Origin of the sequence: Mesorhizobium sp. WSM4906, assembly GCF_029674625.1 — a bacterium.
Lineage (GTDB): Bacteria > Pseudomonadota > Alphaproteobacteria > Rhizobiales > Rhizobiaceae > Mesorhizobium.
Map to the genome: position 1 here is coordinate 4468483 of NZ_CP121355.1, position 21294 is coordinate 4489776.

The 21294-nt window shown below is 63.8% G+C and carries 13 protein-coding genes and 1 tRNA gene; 6 read left to right on the forward strand and 8 right to left on the reverse strand.

What is annotated here, in order from left to right; all coding sequences use genetic code 11:
• The first annotated feature begins 8 nt into the window (after positions 1–8).
• The 3 genes from QAZ22_RS21435 to mgtE all read left to right on the forward strand — a co-directional run bounded on the left by QAZ22_RS21435 (position 9) and on the right by mgtE (position 4667).
• Positions 9–689, forward strand: a complete 681-nt coding sequence (locus tag QAZ22_RS21435) for a DsbA family protein (protein ID WP_278202690.1) — start codon at positions 9–11, stop codon at positions 687–689.
• A gap of 443 nt (positions 690–1132) precedes the next feature.
• Complete coding sequence (locus QAZ22_RS21440) at positions 1133–3022, forward strand: ABC transporter ATP-binding protein/permease (protein ID WP_278202691.1); 1890 nt, start codon at positions 1133–1135, stop codon at positions 3020–3022.
• Positions 3023–3302: 280 nt separating this feature from the next.
• Positions 3303–4667, forward strand: a complete 1365-nt coding sequence (gene mgtE, locus QAZ22_RS21445) for a magnesium transporter (protein WP_278202692.1) — start codon at positions 3303–3305, stop codon at positions 4665–4667.
• A 149-nt stretch (positions 4668–4816) separates the two neighbouring features.
• Here mgtE and QAZ22_RS21450 read toward each other — a convergent pair whose 3' ends face one another.
• The 4 genes from QAZ22_RS21450 to rpiA form a co-directional block, all read right to left on the reverse strand.
• On the reverse strand, positions 4817–5965 hold the full coding sequence (locus QAZ22_RS21450) for a serine hydrolase domain-containing protein (RefSeq protein WP_278202693.1): 1149 nt from the start codon (positions 5963–5965) through the stop codon (positions 4817–4819).
• Between the two features lie 21 nt (positions 5966–5986).
• Positions 5987–7375 (reverse strand): glutathione-disulfide reductase, encoded by a 1389-nt coding sequence (gene gor, locus QAZ22_RS21455; protein ID WP_278202694.1) that lies wholly within the window; start codon positions 7373–7375, stop codon positions 5987–5989.
• Positions 7376–7593: 218 nt separating this feature from the next.
• Positions 7594–8211 carry a DUF2059 domain-containing protein gene (locus tag QAZ22_RS21460; RefSeq protein ID WP_278202695.1) on the reverse strand — a complete coding sequence of 206 codons (618 nt, stop codon included), beginning with the start codon at positions 8209–8211 and terminating at the stop codon, positions 7594–7596.
• Complete coding sequence (rpiA, locus tag QAZ22_RS21465) at positions 8198–8929, reverse strand: ribose-5-phosphate isomerase RpiA (RefSeq protein WP_278202696.1); 732 nt, start codon at positions 8927–8929, stop codon at positions 8198–8200. Before rpiA ends, QAZ22_RS21460 begins: the two co-directional genes overlap by 14 nt.
• A 153-nt stretch (positions 8930–9082) precedes the next feature.
• Here rpiA and QAZ22_RS21470 point away from each other — a divergent pair, with 153 nt between their 5' ends.
• Positions 9083–9763 (forward strand): phosphoglycolate phosphatase, encoded by a 681-nt coding sequence (locus QAZ22_RS21470; protein ID WP_278202697.1) that lies wholly within the window; start codon positions 9083–9085, stop codon positions 9761–9763.
• A 121-nt stretch (positions 9764–9884) separates the two neighbouring features.
• Positions 9885–9959, forward strand: a tRNA-Val gene (locus tag QAZ22_RS21475).
• A gap of 85 nt (positions 9960–10044) precedes the next feature.
• On the opposite strand, the gene QAZ22_RS21480 is transcribed toward QAZ22_RS21475, so the two are convergent.
• The 3 genes from QAZ22_RS21480 to QAZ22_RS21490 all read right to left on the reverse strand — a co-directional run bounded on the left by QAZ22_RS21480 (position 10045) and on the right by QAZ22_RS21490 (position 15533).
• On the reverse strand, positions 10045–10215 hold the full coding sequence (locus QAZ22_RS21480; protein WP_181177192.1) for a hypothetical protein: 171 nt from the start codon (positions 10213–10215) through the stop codon (positions 10045–10047).
• A gap of 130 nt (positions 10216–10345) precedes the next feature.
• Positions 10346–11869: an MBL fold metallo-hydrolase gene (locus QAZ22_RS21485; RefSeq protein ID WP_278202698.1), complete on the reverse strand. Its 1524-nt coding sequence runs from the start codon at positions 11867–11869 to the stop codon at positions 10346–10348.
• Positions 11862–15533, reverse strand: coding sequence for a S8 family serine peptidase (locus tag QAZ22_RS21490; RefSeq protein ID WP_278202699.1), 3672 nt, complete (start codon positions 15531–15533; stop codon positions 11862–11864). Before QAZ22_RS21490 ends, QAZ22_RS21485 begins: the two co-directional genes overlap by 8 nt.
• A 605-nt stretch (positions 15534–16138) precedes the next feature.
• Here QAZ22_RS21490 and QAZ22_RS21495 point away from each other — a divergent pair.
• Positions 16139–16825 carry a Crp/Fnr family transcriptional regulator gene (locus QAZ22_RS21495; protein WP_278202700.1) on the forward strand — a complete coding sequence of 229 codons (687 nt, stop codon included), beginning with the start codon at positions 16139–16141 and terminating at the stop codon, positions 16823–16825.
• Positions 16826–16843: 18 nt separating this feature from the next.
• On the opposite strand, the gene QAZ22_RS21500 is transcribed toward QAZ22_RS21495, so the two are convergent.
• Positions 16844–21184 carry a cytochrome P450 gene (locus QAZ22_RS21500; protein WP_278202701.1) on the reverse strand — a complete coding sequence of 1447 codons (4341 nt, stop codon included), beginning with the start codon at positions 21182–21184 and terminating at the stop codon, positions 16844–16846.
• Positions 21185–21294 lie beyond the last annotated feature (110 nt).

Genomic DNA, 21294 nt, shown 5'->3' on the forward strand with positions numbered 1-21294 from the left:
AGACGAGCATGAGCGCCGAGAACTCGATCACCGTCGATGTGGTGTCCGATGTCGTCTGCCCCTGGTGCTTCATCGGTCAGAAGCGGCTGGACAAGGCGATTGCCGCTGTCGGCGATGTCGGGGTGCACGTCCGCTGGCGGCCGTTCCAGCTCGATCCGACCATTCCGCAAGCAGGCGTGGATCGCCGCGAATACTTGCTGGGCAAATTCGGCAGCGACGAGCGCATTCGTCAGATCCATGCGCGCATAGAGCCGCTCGGCGAAGCGGAAGGCATCCATTTCGCCTTCGCCGCCATCAAGGTCGCGCCCAACACACTGGACGCGCACCGCGTCATCCGTTGGGCGGGCGCTGCCGGCGAGGACGCGCAGAACCGGCTGGTGCGCCGCCTCTTCCAGCTGAATTTCGAGGAAGGCGCCAATCTCGGCGACCATGCCGTGCTGGCCGAAGCCGCCCGCGAGGCCGGCATGGACGCTTCCGTGGTCGAGACGCTGCTGCCCACGGACGCCGATATCGACGCTGTGCGCAACGAGATCGCCACAGCCTCGCGCATGGGCATCACCGGCGTGCCCTGCTTCCTGCTCGAAGGCAAATATGCCGTGATGGGCGCGCAGGACGCCGACACGCTTGCCGACGCCATTCGCCAGATCGCTCAGGCCAAGGCGCGTGGCGAGTTGGAAACAGCGGGCTAAGCCGACGTCATTTTGCCGACGCAGCTCGGCTCGACGCAGGAGGCAGGAAAGCTCCGGGCGGCTGTTTTTTCGACCTTGCGGTCGCCTCCCCGGTCGCGAAACCACGTCATTTCCGTTCACAAAACCGTGTTTTTGCTTTCCCTAACGGAAAGTCGGCGTTGCCTCGGATCCTTACCCCAACCCGCTGGAATAAAACATAAAATCGGCACCAGGAGCGCTTGGCCGACGAGGCTCCTCTGTTGCCCTCGCGCCACGACGGGTAACCCTGTTCACATTCGGGGGCAGAAAATTAATGGAAAATGATCAATTGGTGTTACCATGTGTAACAAAACAAGAAAGGTTTGGGCGGGATCGTGATTCGGGTCGGCAGACCGCGACGTGCAATACCGGAGCAAACATCCAGCGAGGCGGCAAAGCCCTCGCGCCTGACGCCGGTATCGTCGATGCGTACATTCTGGGGGCTGATGCGAGCCTACTGGTTCTCCGACCGCTGGAAGGAAGCCTGGACCCTCACTCTCGTCATCGCATTGCTTACGGCGCTCTCCAGCAAGGCCGGTGTGTGGTTTGCCATGGCATCGGGCGAGCTGGTGAATTCGATCGCCTTCTTCCACGACGCCGCCAACACCAATCCGCTCCAGACGCTTCTGACCAATGCCGGCATATTGATGCTGCTGGTGGTACTCAAGGACGCCGGCTTCACCGGCGTGCGCAATCTCGTCTCCGCCACGCTGCACCGCAAATGGCGCGGATGGCTGAACAACCAATTCAACCAGGCGCTGCTCGACGGCAACCATACCCATTTCCATGCCCAGCATGGCTCGGTCGCCGGCGGTATCGTCGCTCCCGACAACATCGACCAGCGCATCCAGGAATCGATCAAGGACATGACTGGCGGCGCTATCGGCCTCGCCATGGGCGTGCTGGGCGTGGCGACCTCGCTTTATTTCGTCGGCGAGAATTTGATCGGGGCTTCCGTTGAGGTCAAAGGGCTGGGGTTCCTCGGCAGCTATGGCAGCGCCGTGCTCGCCTTCCTCGCGGTCGCCACCTACGTGCCGCTCAACACCTGGATTGCGGTGAAGCTCGGCGGCATGCTCGAGCGCCTCAACATCCGCATGCAGCAGGCCGAGGGCAGCTATCGCGGCGAACTGACGACCTTCCTGCGCCGCAGCTTCCATGTCGCCGCCTCGCATGGCGAGGATGTGCAGAAGACGATGCACGACAAGCTCTATGTCGACATCGACAAGACCTGGGGGCGGCTGAACGTCGTCAACACCAGCTACATGTCGTTCGAGCTGATCTACAATTTCATCGGCGCCCGCATCGTCTCCTACGGACCCGGTCTGGTGCCGTTCATCCACAATGGCTTCGACCTGAAGGGCTACATAACCGGTTCCGAAATGGTCGCCCAGCTGATCAGCCAATGTTCGTGGTTCATCCATGTCATGCCGGCGATTGCGACGCTGCGAGCCAACAGCCAGCGCGTTACCGAGCTCGCCAGCGCCATCGAGAACGTCCAGCAACCGCAAGAATTCTATCGCCAGACCGGCCGTTCGGATTTCAGCTTTGCCACCCAGAACCCGGTGTTCGGCCTGACCATTCAGAAGCTCGAGCTGGCGCACCAAGGCGAGGATGCAACGCCCTTCCTCAGCGCCGCCAACCTGCGCTTCCGCCGTGGCGAATGGACCTTCCTCAAGGGCGAGTCCGGATGCGGCAAGACCTCGCTGATCAAGGCGATCAACGGCCTGTGGCCCTATGGCCGCGGCACCGTCGTGTTCCCTGAAGGGGTGACGAAGTTCTACGCCGCCCAGGAGGTCAAGCTGCAGCAGGTCTCGCTGAAGCAGCTCGTCTGCCTGCCGGGCTCGGAAAACGATCACAGCGACACGCAGGTGGCTGCCGCGCTCCACAAGGCAGGCCTTGGCGAATTCATCGGGCACCTTGCCGATGAGAGCCGCGAGGGCAAGATCTGGGATCAGGTTCTGTCGGGCGGCCAGAAGCAGAAGCTGGTGGTCGCCCGCATCATCCTGCAGCAGCCGGGCCTATTGTTCCTCGACGAAGCGACCGGCGCGCTCGATCCCGAAGGCAAGACCGCTTTCCACGAGGCGATCAAGGCCAACTGCCCCGATGTCACGGTGATCAGCGTGATGCACGAAGCCATACCGCCGCGGTCGCTGTCCGGAGAAGAATTCTACCACAGCATCGTCGCGATCAACGACGGCGTCGCGACCAAGAAGCCGCTCGCGCCCACCCTGCCGCGCGAACTCACGACCATCCTCGTGCAGCCTAGGCCGGCCGAGGACAAATGGCTGCGCTTCCGGCGGCTGAAGCAGAAATAAGCAGTCATACCAAGCCTTTGTTCGGTAGCTCGGCGCGGCAACAGCCGTGATCGATCACAGTCTCGCGATCCGACGCGGCTTCGCTCATTTTCCGCCCTCCTCGCGATTGACTCGGCAAGACGCGCTCCTATGTTGCGCCGGCTCGCAGATTTCCAACCCGAACCCCGCGAGCAGAAAGGTCAACCCGCCATGCCTGGCGACAGTCACAGTCGAACGCAACCGCCGTCCGCCTTGACGTGACCTGACGGCTCACGTCCTGCCGGACGGCAAGGAGTGAGCCATGAACGAATTCGCACCCGTATTGGACGACGAAGCCGTCGCCGTTGCCCGTGTTCTTGCCAACGATCACGTGGCCGATGTCGTCGAAGCCCTCAACCATGAGCCCCGTGAGACGGCCATAGAGCTGCTCTGCGCGGTGCCGTTCGAGCGGCTGGTCGAAATCTTCGACCAGCCGGAACTCGAAAGCGCGCCGGAGCTCGCCGAAGCCCTGCCGCGCGCCAAGGCGAGCAAGCTGTTGACCGCTATGTCGGTCGACCGCGCTGCCGACATCCTGCGCGAGCTGGACGAGCCGGCCCGTTCCGAGCTGCTTGGCGCGCTCGCCCCGCCACTGCGCGCAACGCTGCTTTCCATCCTCGGCTATCCGGAGGATAGCGCCGCCTCGATCATGACGACGGAGTTCGTCAGCGTGCCTTCGGACTGGACCGTCGGCCGCACGCTGGACTACATCCGCAAGGTCGAGCGGACGCGCGAGACCGTCTATGCGATCTACATCGTCGATCCCGAGACGCAGTTGCTGCTGCGCGCGACCGGGCTGCGCCGTCTGATCACCGGGGAGCCTGAAGATACGATCCTGTCGGTGGCGCCGGATCGCGCGCCGGTGACGGTGACGCCGCTCACCGATCGCGAAACGCTGGCGCAGACGATTTCCAAATACGACCTGCTTGCCCTGCCGGTCGTCGACCACGGCAAGATCCTCGGCATCGTCACCATCGACGACATCATCGATACGATGGTCGAGGAAACGACCGAGGACGTGCATCGTTTCGGCGGCATGGAGGCGCTGGACGAGCCCTATATGAAGATGAGCTTCCTCGCCATGATCCAGAAGCGGGCGGGCTGGCTCTGCGCGCTGTTCCTCAGTGAGATGCTGACGGCCAACGCCATGCAGAGCTATGAAGGCGAGCTGGAGAAGGCGATCGTGCTCACCCTCTTCATCCCGTTGATCATGAGCTCAGGCGGCAATTCCGGCTCGCAGGCGACCTCGCTCGTCATCCGCGCGCTGGCATTGCGCGAGATCGGCCTGCGCGACTGGTGGCGGGTAGCGCTCCGCGAGCTGCCTACCGGACTGGTGCTCGGCTCGATCCTTGGCATCGTCGGCATCTGCCGCATCGCGCTCTGGCAGTATCTCGGCCTCTACGATTACGGCCAGCACTGGGTGCTGATCGCGGCTACCGTGGGTGCCGCGCTGATCGGCATCGTCACCTTCGGCTCGCTGTCGGGATCGATGCTGCCTTTCGCGCTGAAGCGTATCGGCTTCGACCCGGCGAGCGCCTCGGCGCCGTTCGTCGCGACGCTGGTCGACGTCACCGGGCTGGTCATCTACTTCTCGGTGGCGCTGGTGATCCTGCGCGGCACCTTGCTTTGAACCCGGACTTCAGCGTCGCCCGCTGGAGCAATTCCAGGAAAAGTGCGTAGCGGTTTTCCATCCGGAATTGCGTGAAAACAAATATTTAGAGCGGGTCAGCGATCCTACGGAAAACTGAACCGCTCTACCCGGCGGCGGCCTCGCCTGCTTCAGACACCGTAGATCGCGTCGCGCACCGCGTCCGGGAAGTCACCGGCCATGCCTGCGATGGCGGTGTTGGTCAACGCCACCACCGTGAGTTCCGCCGACGAATCCACGAACCAGGAGTGGCCATAGACGCCGCCCCAGCGCCACGTGCCGACAGCCTGCGGCGTCTGCGCGACGGCAGGGTCGCGGAGAAGGGCAAATCCCAATCCCCAGCCCCAGCCAGGCCTTGTCGTGTCGATGCCCATGATGGAATCGGTGGTCATCGCCCGAGTGGTTTCAGGGCGAAGGACGGGCCCTCCCCCCGTTCGCACTGCTTCGAGGAGTTTCAGCACGTCGCCGGCAGTGCCGTTCATGCCGGTGCCGCCTGAAGGGAAGGACGCTGGATCGAACGCTCGTGCCGGTGCGAAGGAGATCAGGCCGTCACCAAACGGCACGAGATGATGCTCGCCCATTCTGACCGGCCCGGACAGCCCGTCCGCGTAAGGGGTCACCAGACGCCTTTCATCCCGCACGACAAAGGCGCTGTCGCTCATGCCGAGCGGCTGGGCGATCAGGCGGTCGACCAAATCGGGCAGCGGAGCGCCGGCCGCCCTGGCCATGACCTCGCCAAGTACGTCCATCGCCACCGAATAGCCCCAGCGCGTCCCCGGCGCATAGGAGAGCGGCACCGACGCGATGCGCGCGAGGTTGTCGGCCATCGACAGCCCCGGCTGGTCGAGCCCATCCGATACGCGAAAGCGCTCATAGGCGTTGCCGGCGGGCTGGGCGAAGCCGTAAGCGAGACCCGCCGTATGCGTCAGCAACTGCCTGACGGTTATGAGCGGCTCTTTTCCATCCGGCAGCCTCGGGCGAAATTCGGGGACGAATCTGGTCACCGGGTTGTGAAGCGCGATGCGCCCGGCCTCGACCAATGCCATCGCCGCAGCGGCGACAATCGGCTTGGTGACGGAGGACAGCCGGAAGATGGCGTCCTCGGCCATCGGCTTGCCCTGTTCGCGGTCAGCGAGGCCGAAAGCGCGGCGATAGAGCATGTCGCCGCGCCGAGCGACAAGGATCACGCCGCCGATGATGCGTTGCTCTCCGATCGCCGCGTCGACAACGCGGTCGATGCGCTGGCCGAAATCGCGATCGAGCGAGGCACCGGCGGACATGGTCACTCCCTGAACAGGGCTTTACACGCGTTCGCCGTTCTTCACGCGGTAGGTCGGCTTGTACATGGTGACCAATTCCTCCGCCGCTGTCGGGTGCACGGCCATGGTGCGGTCGAAATCGTCCTTGGTGAGACCGGCCTTCAGCGGAATGCCGAGAAGCTGCGCCATCTCGCCGGCGTCGGGGCCGAGGATATGAGCGCCGATCACCTTCCGCGAGGCGCCGTCGACCACCAGCTTCATCAGCATCTTCTCGTCGCGGCCGGACAGCGTGTGCCGCATCGGACGGAAGGAGGCACGGTAGATCTCGATGTCCGGGAAACGCTTGACCGCCTCGTCCTCGGACAGGCCGACCGTGCCGATCTCGGGCTGCGAGAATACGGCCGTCGGAATGGTGTCGTGGTCCGGCGCCGTCGGGTTGCCCTTGAAGGCGGTTTCGATGAAGCACATCGCTTCGTGGATGGCCACCGGCGTCAGCTGCACGCGGTGGGTGACGTCGCCGATCGCCCAGATGTTGTCGATGTTGGTGCGGGAATATTCGTCGACGACGATCGCGCCCGTCTTGCCGAGTTCCACGCCGACGCCTTCGAGCCCCATATTTTCCGTGTTTGGAATGCGACCGATCGCCAGCATGACCTGGTCGACCGTCAGCGTCTGGCCGCTGGAAAGCAGCACATCCAGCCTGCCCGCCGGGGTCTTGCGCACCCATTCGGAAACCGCGTGGCAAAGGATCCTTATCCCCTTCTTCTCCATCGTCTCGTGCAGCGAGCGGCGAAGGTCCATATCGAAGCGCGACAGGATCTCCTGGCCGCGATAGACAAGCGTGGTCTCCACGCCCAAGCCATGGAAAATGTTGGCAAATTCGACGGCGATGTAGCCGCCGCCCTCGATCATGATCGCTTTCGGCAGCTCCTTCAGGTCGAAGGCCTCGTTGGAGAAGATGCAATACTCGTGGCCGGAAAGCGCCGGATGCGGCGCCGGCCTGCCGCCCGTGGCGATCAGGATCTTGTCGGCGCTGACGGTGCGGTCTTCGGCGACCAGATATATGGAATGCGGATCGACCAGCACGGCGCGCGAGTGGAAGGCCTCGCCGCCCGCGCCCACGACATTCTTCTTGTAGATCGCCTCCAGCCTGGCGATTTCCTTGTCCTTGTTCGCGACAAGCATCGGCCAGTCGAAGCTTGCCTCTGGCACGGTCCAGCCATAGCCGGCCGCGTCGGCAAAATGCTCGGGAAATTGCGAGGCATAGACGTAGAGCTTCTTCGGCACGCAGCCGCGGATGACGCAGGTACCGCCGTAGCGATACTCCTCGGCGATGGCGACGCGCTTGCCGAGGGATGCCGCCACACGGGCCGCCCTCACGCCGCCTGAGCCGCCGCCGATGACGAAGAGATCATAGTCGTAACCGGCCATCGGAGGGCTCCTGCTAGGGCAATTCCAGGAAAAGCGCGCAGCGGTTTCCGCCCGGGATTGCGTGAGAACAAATATTTGGGGCTCGGAGCGGTTCAACAAAGCCGAACCGCTCCGAGCGATAACGATCGCGTCAGAGGTAGGCTGCCAGTAAGCAAAAGAAAAGCCCGGGAAACCCGGGCTCCTCTGGTCCAGTTTGGCCGTGGCCGATTTGAAGCAGGTCAGTTCTGCGAATTGTCGGCCGGAGCGGAGTTGTCGGCGGGTGCCTGGCCGTCGGCCGGGGCCGAACCATCGGCGGGAGCGGTCGCATCGTGCGCGGGCTTGGCCGGAGCCGCGGCCTTGGCGGCGGCGGCGAGCGTTTCACCGACTTGCTGGGCGAGATCGCGGGCGACGCCGTTCTGCCAGATGTCGGCCGCCTTCACCAGGTCGCGCGTGACCGCCGGGCCGCTGTCGAGCAGCTTCTTGCCGGAATCCGAGCTGTAGAAGGCGGCGATGTCGTTGAGTTCCTTCTCGGAGAACACCTTGGCATAGGCTAGGGCTGCCTCCTTCTCGAGGTCGGCGCGGCGAGCCGCCAGTCCCATGGCCTTCTCGGTGACGGTCTTGCCGATCAGTTCCTGCATGTCGGGATTCTTCTGGATCAGCTGGTTCTCGAGCGCCGCCGCTGCCTGCGGCAGGATGTTGTCGAACGGGTCCGTGGCGTGGATCGCGACCACCGCCGCGCGGGCGGCCTTGAGATGCGATTCGCTCACATCCTGCGAAAACGCCGGCGAGGACAGCGCAAGGACGGCAGAGGCTGCCAGAACTGTCGAAAGGCGGCGAACCCGTTTATGCAACATCATGGTCGGTAGAACTCCCTGGTTTTCGGGCGGCATGGACGGTTTGGATGCCGTCGCCGCCGGCGATGATGGCCGTTGACGCCAGCCCGATGAATAGACCGTGCTCGACAACGCCTGGAATGGCGAAGAGAGCATTCGAAAGCGCTCTTGTATCCGGAATGCGGCCAAAAGATGCATCGAGGATAAAGTGGCCGCCGTCTGTAACAAATGGCTGCCCCCCCGTCATCCTCAATGTAATCGGGCCGGCAAGGCCGAGGCTTGCCGCCGCGGCGCCGACCGCGATCTCGGTGGCGCGCAGACCGAACTTGTTGACCTCGATCGGCAACGGGAACCGGCCGAGGGTTTCGACCATCTTGGATTGGTCGGCGATGACGATCATGCGCCCGGACGCCGCTGCAACGATCTTTTCGCGCAAAAGCGCCCCGCCGCCGCCCTTGATCAGCGTCAGCGCGGGGTCGATCTCGTCGGCGCCGTCGATCGTGAGATCGAGTTCGGGTGTTTCCTCGAGCGTCGATAGCGGCACGCCGAGTTCGCGGCAGAGTGCCGCAGTGCGCTCGGAGGTGGGCACACCGATGACGGCGAGGCCGGTTGCGACTTTCTCGGCGAGCAGGCGGACGAACTCGTCGGCGGTCGTGCCGGTGCCGATGCCGAGCCGCATGCCGCTGCCGACATGGGCAAGGGCCGCGCGTGCGGCCTCGACCTTCAACTGCCTTGCGTCCATGCCGCCTCTGTCCCGATTTCGTTGGGTTCGCGCGCCTCCTAGCATTTTTGCCTGTCGCGTCAAAGGCTCTGCCTGTGGACCGATAGAGGCTGCTTGCTTGACCACCGCGCAGCTTGTATCGGCTGCGGCACTTCAATTGTTGCAGGACTGGCCATGACCCGACCGATCATCGTGTTCGACCTCGACGGGACGCTCATCGACACCGCGCCGGACCTGCTCGACAGCCTCAACCACAGCCTGGCGGCCGGGGAACTTGCCGCGGTCGACGAGGCCGGCTTCAGGCGCTTCGTCGGCCATGGCGGCCGCGTCATGATCGAGCGCGCGCATGCCGCGCAGAACAAGGCGCTGATGGCGGAAGAGCACGACCGGCTGCTAAAACTCTTCCTCGACCATTACACGCTCAACATTCCAGGCAAGTCGCGCCCCTACCCCGGCGTCGTCGCGGCGCTCGACCGCTTCCGGGCGGCCGGTTACCTGATGGCGGTCTGCACCAACAAATACGAGGCGAATTCGGTGGCGCTGATCGGCGCGCTCGGCATAGCCGACTACTTTGCGGCGATCTGCGGCCAGGACACATTCGCCTTCCGCAAGCCCGACCCCCGCCACCTCACCGAGACGATCAAGCTGGCCGGCGGCGATCCTCAAAGCGCCGTGATGATCGGCGATTCGCAAACCGACATCGACACCGCCAAGGCGGCAGGCATTCCGGTGGTGGCGGTCGACTTCGGCTATACGGACCGCCACGTGCGCGAGTTCGAGCCGACGCTGGTGATCTCGCATTTCGACACGCTGACGCCGGAGCTGGCGGAAAGGCTGATGGCGGCGGCGCGCTGAGGCTTTTCCAGCCCGCTGAGACCCGGCAAATTCGATCATCGCAGATCGTCGGCACATTGCCTTGACTTCGCGCACCCGCCTCCCTTATATCGCGGCTCGCTTCGGCCTTCGGGCGACGAGCGGGCGATTAGCTCAGCGGGAGAGCACACCCTTCACACGGGTGGGGTCGCAGGTTCAATCCCTGCATCGCCCACCATCCAACCCTCTGATGGAGTTGGATGATCTGACCGCGACGAACTCCTTGAATTCGCACTGGACGTAGCTGGCGCCAAAGCGGCTGCTCAGATCAGCCCTCGGCGCACGTTCAAATGCGTCACCGCCGTCACCAGTATGGCTCCGGTCATGAAGTAGAGCGTGGCCAGGATGTTGCCGTGATGGAAATGAATCCCCGCGAACAGCAGGGCCATGACCACCGCAAGAAAGGCAATTATGCGCGAGAATTCATCGGGCATGGGGCGACCTATGGAGATGAACATAGATGGCCGCCCTCAATCAGCCGAGCGCTCCATAAATCGGATTTCGATTTTCCGCAATCGGCGAGTTGCGGGACCCGGCGCCTGGAGCGGCTGGTGTCGACGCTCCTTATATCAAATCCACCTCCACCCACAGTCCGCCCGCCCCGCGAGCCGCATCGCGCGGCGCGCTGCGTACCGCCAGGATCGAGCCTGAGGGCGAGGCAAAAGCAGGCTTCCCATTCGCATCGGCCAACCATGCATCGTCGGCGCGGATGACCCGGCCTTTGGTCTTGGTTTCGAGCGCGGTCAGGATGGCGTCGTAAGGCATCTCGCCCCAGTGCACGTTGAGTGCGTCCAGCTTGTTGGTGGGAATGAAAGCTGAAAGATCCGGGCTGATCATCAGGTCGAGGCCCTGCTTGTTCGGCGTGGCATTCTGGCTGCCGTGATGGGCGATCTTCAGGTAGACGGTGCGCGCGAGCAGGTCGGCCGCGGTGACGATCGCCTGCCCCACCGGCCATTTCAGGTCCTTCCAGCTCAGCCAGTTGCCGATCTGGGCATCGCCGGGAAACAGGAACACCCGGCCGCTGTCGACGAATTCGAAGGCGAGCACCAGGCTGGTGTTGTTGACGCCGCGGTCGAGCTGCAGGGCGAGGTCCGCGGCAATCCCCATCCAGTCCGCATCGATGCGGCGCCAGGACTGGTCGGGATATTCGTTGCTCGACGGGCCGAAGACCGAGCCGGAATAGTGCTTGCGGATGAAGGTTTCGACGCCGCGTTTCGCTTTCTCCCCGTCGGCCCCGTCCAGCGCCACCGACAGCGGCGTGCCGATGCCGCTCTTGAACGGGCTGAACTCGTCGAGATAGCTCCCGTCGTCGGTTTCGTTGACGGCCAGACCCGCCTTGAGGGCTCGCGCGAATGCGCCGCCGGTGGCGAGCGGATACATCTCGCTCGCCTTTTCCTCAAGTTGCAGCGCCGCCTTGTCGCGCGGCGGACCCAGGACATAGATGCGCAGGTTAGGCATGTCGCCGATCGAAGGCAGAGGCCCGCCTGGTTCGAAATAGAGCGGAGGTTTCGACGACAGTTTCGCCGCCGCGTCTCGCGCCGCCCGAACCCTTTCTCCCGCAGCGCCGAACTGGAAGCCGAGGACAGCCTGCAATCCGTCATGGAGGCCGGCCATATACTGGGTCAAGGCGCTCGCGGCCTCGAGCTTCTGGCTGACGCCCTGCAGCGCGGACAGGGCCTGGGCCTTGAATTTGTCGAGCTCGGCGGCCTGCGGATCGTCGGCATTCTCGGTCCATGCCATCCACACTTCGCCGACGGAGAAGTCCTTGAACAGAGCGTTCGAGGTCAGAAAGCCGGAGACGTGATCCCAGTGCTCATGAGTGACGACAAGGACGTCGATCTTGCCGCCTGTCTCCTTCTTGAGGTCGGCAACGATGTCGCCGACGAGCGCCGCACCGCCCTTGATCGACACATGGATGCCGCAGTCGATCAGCATGCGGAAAGGCGAGCCGTCCGGTTTCTTGAAGCTCAGCAGATGGCAGTCGCCGATGCCTTGGCAATAGTGGCGGACCGTGACGGCCGGCGCATTTGCGGGCGTGGCGGCCGCTCCCGCTTGCGGCTTCTTTCTTGTCGCCGGCTTTCTAGGCATCGCCGTCGTCCTCCCCGTGGCTGGCGTGCAGCAGGGCGAAGGGCTCCGAGACCTCGCTGCCGAAATAAAGCGCCCTGAGCGGCGACAGGTAGTTCGCCTTCACGGTCTTGGCCTGGCGCTCCCGCCGCTCGGCGCTGCCGGTGTTCTTGATGATCGAATAGCGGATTTCCTCCTGATGCTCGCGCGGATCGATGATGATCGTCGCGCCGCCGCGGAACCAGAAGAAGCCATCGCCGGGCTTCACGCCCTCCAACACCGGCTTGCCGTCGAAACCAACGGGGACCCGCTGCTGAATGACGACGATCACCTCGGTGCGGAACGAGCCGTCTGGTTCGACGCGGCGGGTCGGTCGTACGTTGAACACCTCGAAGGTGGTCTCGCCCTTCTTCGCTTCGTGCAGCAGGCTGCCGTCCTGCTTGTAGCGCGGCAGATCACGCAGCAGGCCGAACTGCTCGTAGAGCTTGGGATCGGAGGCAAAGCGCTCGCGCATGGCCGTCCACAGCTTGTAACGGTTCTTCTCGTTGAGGTTGAATATCCCGGAACGGTCGAGCTTCTGGTTCCAGCCCATGTCGATGCCGTTCAACAACCCCTTGAGCCAGGGCGGCGAAGGATCGTCGGGCTGGCTCCAGGCCAGCGTCTCTTCCGAAATCGTGCGCACGTCGCGCGGCAAAAGCTTCAGCTTGCGGAAGGACTCCATGAAGGCCAGGCGGTAGTGAAACGGATCGTCTGGAAAGGCGTCGATGTCGGCGGTGATCACCGCGCGCAGATACTCGCCGAAGGTGATGTCGACGGACGGACAGTAGTCGAGCGCACGGATGCACATCGTCAGCATCTGCTGCGCGACCTTGGCGGTCTCCTCGGTGAGGCGATCGACCAGGCCTGGGTGAAGCGCGCCGGCGGGCAGCACCCCGCTTCCGCCCGTGGCCAGGCGTACGATCTCCTGGATGCGCCGGTCGATAATGGCCAGAAACGCCTGGTAGACGGCGAAGACCAGAATCGAGCCTCGCTTGTGCGGCTCGAATGTCTTGTCATAGTCGAGGTCGCTCGCGCTGTAGTCGCGCAACGGCCCGGCGCGGCCGCTGCCTTCGCCGAACTGCTTGGCGATGCCCGACAGCAGCGAGGCCGCCGAGACGTCGCTGCGCACCTTCGCCATCTCGAAGCTGACCAGCTCCCTGAGGCTGAAATGCTGAAACAGGGCGACGATGTCGGCAAACGCTTCGTGGAAGGCCGGAACGTCGGGGTTGGACGCCTCCTGGAAGCGACGGTGCAGCCCGTCGAGCAGCGCATGCGACATCTCGTGGGCGATGATGTCGCTCGACAGGCAGGAAAACACCGTCGTGCCCGGCGTGGTGACATCGTCCTGTTTGCTCTCGGCCGGGAAATAGCCGAACAGCAGGGCCTTCTTTTCGGGACTGTAATAGGCATTCTGCGCGCGCAGCGCGTGCGGGTAGATGCGCAGCCGCGGCACTTCGCAAGCCCTCATGGTCATGTCGCCGCCTGGGCCGGGACTTTCAGGATAGTGCGGAGCCCACAGAGCGCGGCGTCCCAACGCGCGCTCGAAATGCCCGATCGTGGTCATGGCGACGGCATAGACCATCTGCTGGTGGAATTGCGGATTGCCTTCCGACGGCGTCAGGCCGTCCTGGGCGAGCAGGGTCTTTTCGTTGAGGTCGACCGGATCATAGACACAGTTGGACGCCGGATCGACGTCGACGACCTCGAGATATTCGCCGACCGGACCAGCCTCCAAGGCGTCGGCGGTGGCGGGCTTGTCGTCCCAGGGAACGGAAAGCGTCGCCTGATAAACCGATACTGAATCGAGCTGCTTTGCCACCGACGGATCGAGCGCGTAGATACGCAGCCGCCGCTTTGGCGGCGTCGCCGGGCGCGGTTTGCGCTTGATCGGCGGCGCGTTGGCCTGCTCCGCGGCGGCAACGGGTCGGGCCGACCTTCCTAGCCTATCTTCCAGGAAAGCCCGCAGCGGCTTTGAGGGATTGCCCTCGTCCAACGCCGCTTCCAGGTAGCGGTTGCGCGCCGCGGACGAGATTGTGTCCGGATCGCCTTCCGGCTCGGCGATCGCCTGATCGACCGAAGCCACGCTCTGCGCCATCTGGGTCAGTTCCAGCGCCAGCATCTTCCGGTGCCGAAGCTCCGCAGGCGACAGGGGCGCCAAGGCGTTGTCGCCGCCGACTATGAGATCGAGCCAGCCCCAGGAATATTTGGCCGGCGGCAGCTTCTTGTCTTTCAGCAGGTTTTCGGCCAGCGGCATGATCAGCAGCGCGGCATCTGCGCGCAACACCCCTTGCCCCGCCTTCTGCAGAGTTTCGGCGGCGCTCATCCTGGGCGTTGACTTCGCCGCCGCGGTGAACAGCGCGTGACGAACGGCTTCGACGCGCATCCAGGGCTGCGAGTAGTTCTTCACGACGTCCCAGTGCTCGGCCAGCCAAAGCGCCGCGGCGGCGGCGATTTGCGGCGTCGCCGCCGAAGTGCCGTTGCCATCCATGTCGACGACCTTGGCGCAATCGATCTCGGCCCAAGGCACGTTCGGCGTGTAGGCGCCAAGCGCCGTCGCCATTTTCGAGGCCGGCCCATAATTGCCCTGCATGGTCCCCAAGCTCAGGCCGGAATAGGCGCGGCCGTCGGCCATGACGCCGCACGCCGCAAGCACGCGATTGTAGCGGGCGGGAAAGACGATGCTTCGCGGTGTGAGGGTGAAGTTGTTGCCGGCCGCGGTAACCATCACCACGCCGTCGTCATAGGCAAGGTTGACGGCGTCGACCAATGCCTGCGAGGTCAACCCGCCCATGCTCATGGACAGCACCTGCGCGCCTTGCCGGCACGCATAGTCGATGCCCTGCACCATCGTGCCCGTCGTCAGCCGCACCACCCAGTCGGCGATGCGCACCGGGAGGATCTTTGCCAGCGGGGCACCGCCGACGAAATCCGTGAAACCTGGCCAATTCGGCGAGGTGCCATCGAGCCTGTTGCCGGCGAGCAGGCTGAGCGTGCCGGTGCCATGGCCGCGATTGCTGGCGAGCGCGCCGGCCGGCGCATGATCGGTTGCGTTGTCCGGCCCGGTGCCGTCGTCGACGAAATTACGCTGCTTGGCCGCGAGAAGTCCGGCCGGCAAGGTGCGATGGCCAGGGTCGAAGCCGGTATCGAGATGGGCGATGGTGATGTTGGCTTGCTTGGCGCCGACCTTGTTGCGGGCATCGGTGAATTGGCTGAAGGCCGGACCGGCATTCCAGGCGACCACGCCTGGTTTTGTCGCCTGCCCGCCGCTCGGATCCTGGTCGTCGAAGGTGCAGGCGGGACTGGCGCTGGCCGCCATGCCGCGGTCGCCGCTGCTGTTCTTGTAGTCCCAATGCTGAACGATGTCGGGTTCGACCGCCAGGACACCGTCGCCGGCCGCCGCGAAACCCCCGCCGCGGGCCACCAACTTATGGGCATCGTCCCAAGGATTGTCCGAACCTGCCGCCGTGGAGGAAACCCGCAGCCAGGTCGCGCCGCGACCGGCGGCAGCGCCAAGGTTTGCGCCCGGCGCATCTGGCGGCAGGGTCAGGATCGGTTCGACGTCGATGCCGCCCATGCCAAGTGACCTGCCTTGCGCCGCAAACCCAGCGCCGTCGCCGCTGACCTTGATCAGAAGCCTCCTCGCCGCCATGGCACACCCCTCCCCCACAAATGGAATCATGGTGTTGGCCGTCAGCTGCAGTCAGGCCAGGTCCCAAACCATGCTTCGATCGTTCTGTTTGCCAACTAGGAAACCGGCCGATTGTCTTTCCGCGCCAACATGCTTGGCGCCCGAAATATACATTCGGCAAATGACAATCGCGCCGACCGGCAGGCGCCTCTGTGATTGCCTTCACATACGCGGGGCGAACTTCGCGCACAAATATTGCACCGGGTGGCACTGGCTTCTGCTTCAACGCACGCCTCGAATGGGCTTCCGGGCCTGAAAGTGGGTCGGTCCTCGGCAGGGAATTTCGATCACCTAGCCATTTTCAGATTTGCTGTCCGCGCGCGTCGGCCACCTCCCGCCTCGCGCGCGGACGGCGTTTCGAAGATCGGTTCGTGTCCGCCAGCGCGCTCCGGTCTCCTCATCGCAGGGAAAGCTTGCCGGCTATCTTACCGCCGGCAACACACGTCTGGCGCTCGAACTTGGCAAATGCCCGTCGTGCCGCTGGAGCAGCAACGAAAGGAGACCAGGCCTTGATCGAGCATGCACTTATCATACAATTTCCGCTCAACGAGAGGCGGAATCGCATCATGTCCCAAGCCAGCGCAGACGACAGGAGCGCCCTGCCGCGTCTGGCGCGGATCGATCCGCGCCATTTCGATCTTCTGTTCGGCGGCTGCAAGGTCGAACGTTATGCCGCCGGCCAGCACCTGTTCGTGCAGGAGGATCCGTCCGACCGCATCTACGGCGTGATGAGTGGCACCGTCGAAATCTCGCTCTATTCGCCGGGCGGGCAGAAGCTGGTAGCCAATATCGAGCTCTCGCGCAGCCTTGTCGGCGAGATCGGCGCCTTGGACGGACGCCCGCGCACGGCAACCGCGATCTGCCTCACCGCATGCGAGATGGTTTCGCTCAGCCGAACGCAACTGTTTGATCGCATTGAAAAAAACCCGTCACTGGCGCGCGCCATGATCGAACTCCTGTGCACACGGCTGCGCTGGGTCAGCGGCGAGCTCGGCGACCAGGCCTTCTTCGGCATCGAGGCCCGCCTGGCGAAGCGGCTGGTGTTCCTCAGCGGCGTCATGGCCGATTCCGCCGGCTGGGTCCCGATCTCGCAATCGGAACTTGGCGAGTTCCTGGGCGCGACGCGAGAATCGGTCAACAAGACGCTCAACGACTGGCGCAGCCGGCATATGATCGCCATCAAGCGTGGTGGGCTGCGCATCACCAATGCCGCGGCGCTGAACCAGATCGCCGAATCGCAGGACGACGACTGAGCGGCTTCTGCCCCCGAATCAGAGTCGCGAAATCAGGTAGCGCAGCGCGGACCGGCTCGGCATGAAGAAGTAGCCGCCGCCCTTCGTGGTAACGAATTGCGGCATGTTCTTAAGGATCGTGACCTTTTCCCATGATGGGATCGAGAACCGACCACGGCTGCCTTCCTGCGTCCCGATCATCGGGTCCTTCTCGGCAACCAACCCCTGGAAAGAGGTGGACGAAACCCAGGTCTGCTGAATGAACTCGTATTGGCGCTCGATGTCGGCGTTGAGGCACATGAAGAGCAGACCTTTTTCGACCTTTCTACCTCTCTTCTTTTTCTCGTAGGTGCGGCCGACGCGCAGGATGCGGTGGCGCTTGCCGATCTGAATCTGGGTCTCGCGATCCTCCCCCAGCGAATCGCGCGGGTTGGAGCGGCGTACGTGGGAACCCAGAGGACAATGATGTCCTTGCGGATCCTCGGCACCGAGCGCGAAATCATTGTCTATGGCACGGCCCGGGCGGTCAGGATTGCGCACCAGCGAACTGCCGTTCTGCCAGCGGCCGAGCATCTTGGCGGCAACCCAGTCCTGCGTGATGGCCGAGTTTTCCGTCTCGCCCGCAGTGCTCGCGGCAGCCTTGGCGCAATAGTCGTTGAAGCGATCGACATGCTGCTCGAACTGGCGCACGACGAGGAAGGAGCCGTTGCGGCCGAAGTCGCGCGGCGGCGGAGGCAGACCTGGAATCTGGCGGCTGCGGCGCACCTGCGACAGGATGCCGGTCTGGTCCTGTGAGGCCGAGACGGAAGGAGAGGCCGGATAAAAGCCGTGCTCGTCGCGGTAGCCGAACAGAAACTCGCCCGGCGCAACGAGATGCATTGGCGCGACACCTTTGTTGGCGCGCGACGTGCCCCGGATGACCGGTTGGGAAACGCCATCGACAAAGCCGAAGTGCTCATAGGCGCGCTCGCGCTGCGGCTTGCCGTCATGTTTGGTGGCATCTTTAGCTGCCTCACCGTCCTTCTTTGCGGCACGTGAGGGTGCGGGACCCTGCTTCGGCTCGCGATTCACGATGAGCGGCAGTTCGGCGACGATCGTCATTCCGGCGCCTGTCGTCTCTCGCTTCACGGCGGCTACGTCCGGCTCCAGTGTTTCTTCCGTCCTGGCGTAGCAGACCAGGACTGCGTCTATGCGCTTATCGAGCGAGCCCCATTCCCATTTTTCCGGGCCATCGCCACCGGTATCATCGAGGATGCGGCTGCGCTCGGGGCTGCCCATGCCGTGCCTGAAGGCGATTGGGAAGGTTTCCAGCGGATCGTCGTCGACATTGCCTTGCAGGCCCAGGTGCCTCAATCCGCAAGGGCCGAAGGCCACGATCATGGCCCGATCGGCCGGCACGCCGTCGCCGAAGGTTGTCCGCTTGAGCACGAAATCCAGCCACGCCTTGCGCGCCCCTGCCTTCAGATTGTCCGGCACCTGGATTGCCAGCATATGCCCTCTGGCAAGCGCACCCAACGGGCCGAAGAAGATGGTCTGGATCTCTCCGGCCTCCAGTTGCTGTTCGAGGGGTGTCGGGAAGGCGGAATTGATGTTGGCCAGCAGCGAGGTAGTCTTTTCAACCGTGGTTTTTTCGATCGCCGGCCGCTGCAGCGAACCGAACAGGCTCAGCCAGTCGCGAGCCTCATTGCCGACAGCTGATGCAATGCCGCGCCTTATCCGCGAGTTGATGCGGATACGCCTGGTGTTGAGGTCGGGATAGGCCGAGTACCAGAACAGCGTCGGCACCTGTTGGCGCCGTGCCCAGCGCTTGAAGCGGTCGCCGTCGCGCGCGCCGTCGAGAAACAGCCAGCGCGTGCGCGGATAGCCCTTGGTGTTGCTCCAAACGCCGGTCAAGCCAGGCGCCGCCTTGGCTATGAAGTCCTCGAGATAACTTTCCCAGCTGCCGCCGTAGTTGGAGAAGAACATCAGCTTGTCGGTGCCGGGCAGCAATATCCAACGGGCGAAATGGATGGTGTTGATGGTGTTGAGAAAGCCCGGCCTGAACGCTTTCTGCGCCCCTATCGAGATCAGGTAAAAGGAAAGCCTGAGCGCCAGGCGTCTCAAGGTGCCGGCCTTCATCGTCGAAATCGCGGTCAGATTGTTTTGCGCCGCACGGTCCTCCTTGGCGAGGATCTCTTTCAGGGTAGATATGTCGATCGACGCGGTCTCCGGCCGATCCTTGTCCTCCAGGTATCGCAGCGCCCAGAAGCAGAGCCCAAGCAGGAGCGCAGCGGATGCCAGTATTCCAAGCGCGCTCAGCAACAGCGAGATGCCGGCGATGAAGATGCTGCGGATGTTGAACCCAGCGGGATCCTCGAACACCTTGGCATAGGTCAGCCAGGCGCAGCCGAGCCAGAGCGCGATGACGCTCGCAAACACAGGCGGCGCAAGGAACGTCGAGCCAAACGCTCGACGCCAACTGCCCGGCGGCTTCTCGAGCAAACTTTCGGCCGGTTCGAATGCCCAGGAAAACGTTTCCAGCGACCGCAAATGCTGGCGCGCCTCGGCGAGCACCGCGGGAGCATCGCCTATGCCGCTGCGCGGTCGCTCGACGACGCCCCGGACCGCTTCGAACAGATCCTGCTCAGCCTTGATGCGTTGGACCGAGTGCGCCGGAGTTCCGGAAAAGACCAGCCCTGCCGCGCTGCCGAAAGAGGGCGATATTTCGATGTGACGCTTCTTCAGGAAACCCTCCAGCGAGCCACCGTCCCGCAAGCCGCACGCGTCCCTGAAGATCGGCCGCAGCCGGTGACCCATGGCTTGCGTGATGGCGCCGATGACGTCATCGGTGCTGCCGTCGCCGGAGATCTCGAACACAAGTGCCCCGGTCTCCAGGCCCGATTTCTCGTCCTTGCCGGTGGCGGCGACGGCCAGGCTGGTGAAATGAATCGTGCCGACCCCGTTGAGCGCGTCTTTGATCTCGTCGATGGCCGGATTGCCGAGGGCGTCGACCTTGCTGCGCACGACATCCAGCGGCACGGCGCGGTTGATCGGGCAGACCACCGTCACCATCGACTGGGCGACCGTGCGGCAAAGCGGCGAGCGCTCGAAATCGACCTTGAGGCTCGCCGGATACGCGCCGATATAGCCCAATTTGCCGGCCCTGCCCCGGACGCGATCGAGCTTCGGCTTGCCGAACAGGGCGCGAACGCATTCGCCGATCTGGATGCGGGCAATCTCGGCGCCGATGCACAAGTGGATGCCGTGGCCGAAAACCATGTAGTCGCGATGCGGCCGCGAGGTGTCGAACTCGTTTGGCCGCTGTACGATTTCCGGATCGAACATGGCCGACAGTGTCGCCGGCATCACGACCGTTCCGGCCTTTACCAGACGTTCGCGGCGCGTGCCCTGGCCGATGACCGCGTCGCGCCTGGTGTAGCGCCAGGGTCCGATCCAGATCGGCTTGAAGCGCATGGCTTCGAGTATCGCCCGGTCGAGCCTGTCGATGCTGTTTTCGGCAAGCGCCGCATCGACGGCCTGCCGGGCATCGGCGCGCGACAGGATCACGTCCAGGCAATTACCTCCGGCGAGCACGTTGGTCGGCACGAAGCCGGCGATCATGCCCAGCATGATGGAGTGTATGTCGGGCAGCGACAGGCGTTTCTGATCGAGCTGGGCGACCAGCCGCGCCAACGGCCGGTCATCTTTTTCCCGCCGGCTCCTGATCGCGGCGATCGAACGATCGATGACCTTGATCAGGCGATCGCCGCCGACGACCGCGAGCTGGCGCGTGGTGGCGTCGGCCAACGGATCGGAGAAGAAAAGCGCGCTGAGCGCGATCGACCAGTCGGCGAATTCGGTCTCGTCGTCGATATCGAGGCCGAAATAGTCGCGGCAGATGCGCACCGGCACGATCTTCATCAATCCGGCGACGGCATCAAAGCCGGGACTGGCACGGGTCATGATGGCGCGCGAATGGCGCTCGGCGATCGGCCTGACTGTGGCTTCGACTTCCGATGGCGGAAAGGCGCTGAGCACGGCGGACTTCATCTGCCGGTAGGCGCCACTGTCCTGCATGCCGAGGATGAAGTTCGATCCCCTCGCCAGCTCCGTCATTTCCGGCCCGTAAGGCGTTTCGAACTCGTCGCCGCGCTCCAGTACGTCGCGGACGTCCACCCCTTTGGTGACGAGTAGAAACCTGCGGCCGAAGGCGAGGTTCGGATGGAAGCGCCGCAGCAAGGCCAGCCACCAACGCGGATGATCCTCCATAAGGAACTTGGCTATGCGCGCGGACAGCCCTTTCTTGCGCAGCCGTTCGATGTCGAATGGCGGCATTGCCGACACGGGGCCTTGCTTTTTCTGGGCCTCGCGTATGCCTTTGAAATACTTCCACTTGATCATGCGCGTTCGAGCCCCCCGGCTGTCCACATCATTGAGATGCCGGCGACCTCATGGCCTAGGTTTGCTTCGGTCCGGCGTATGTGATTTTTTTCACAGTCGTCCGTGTTCGA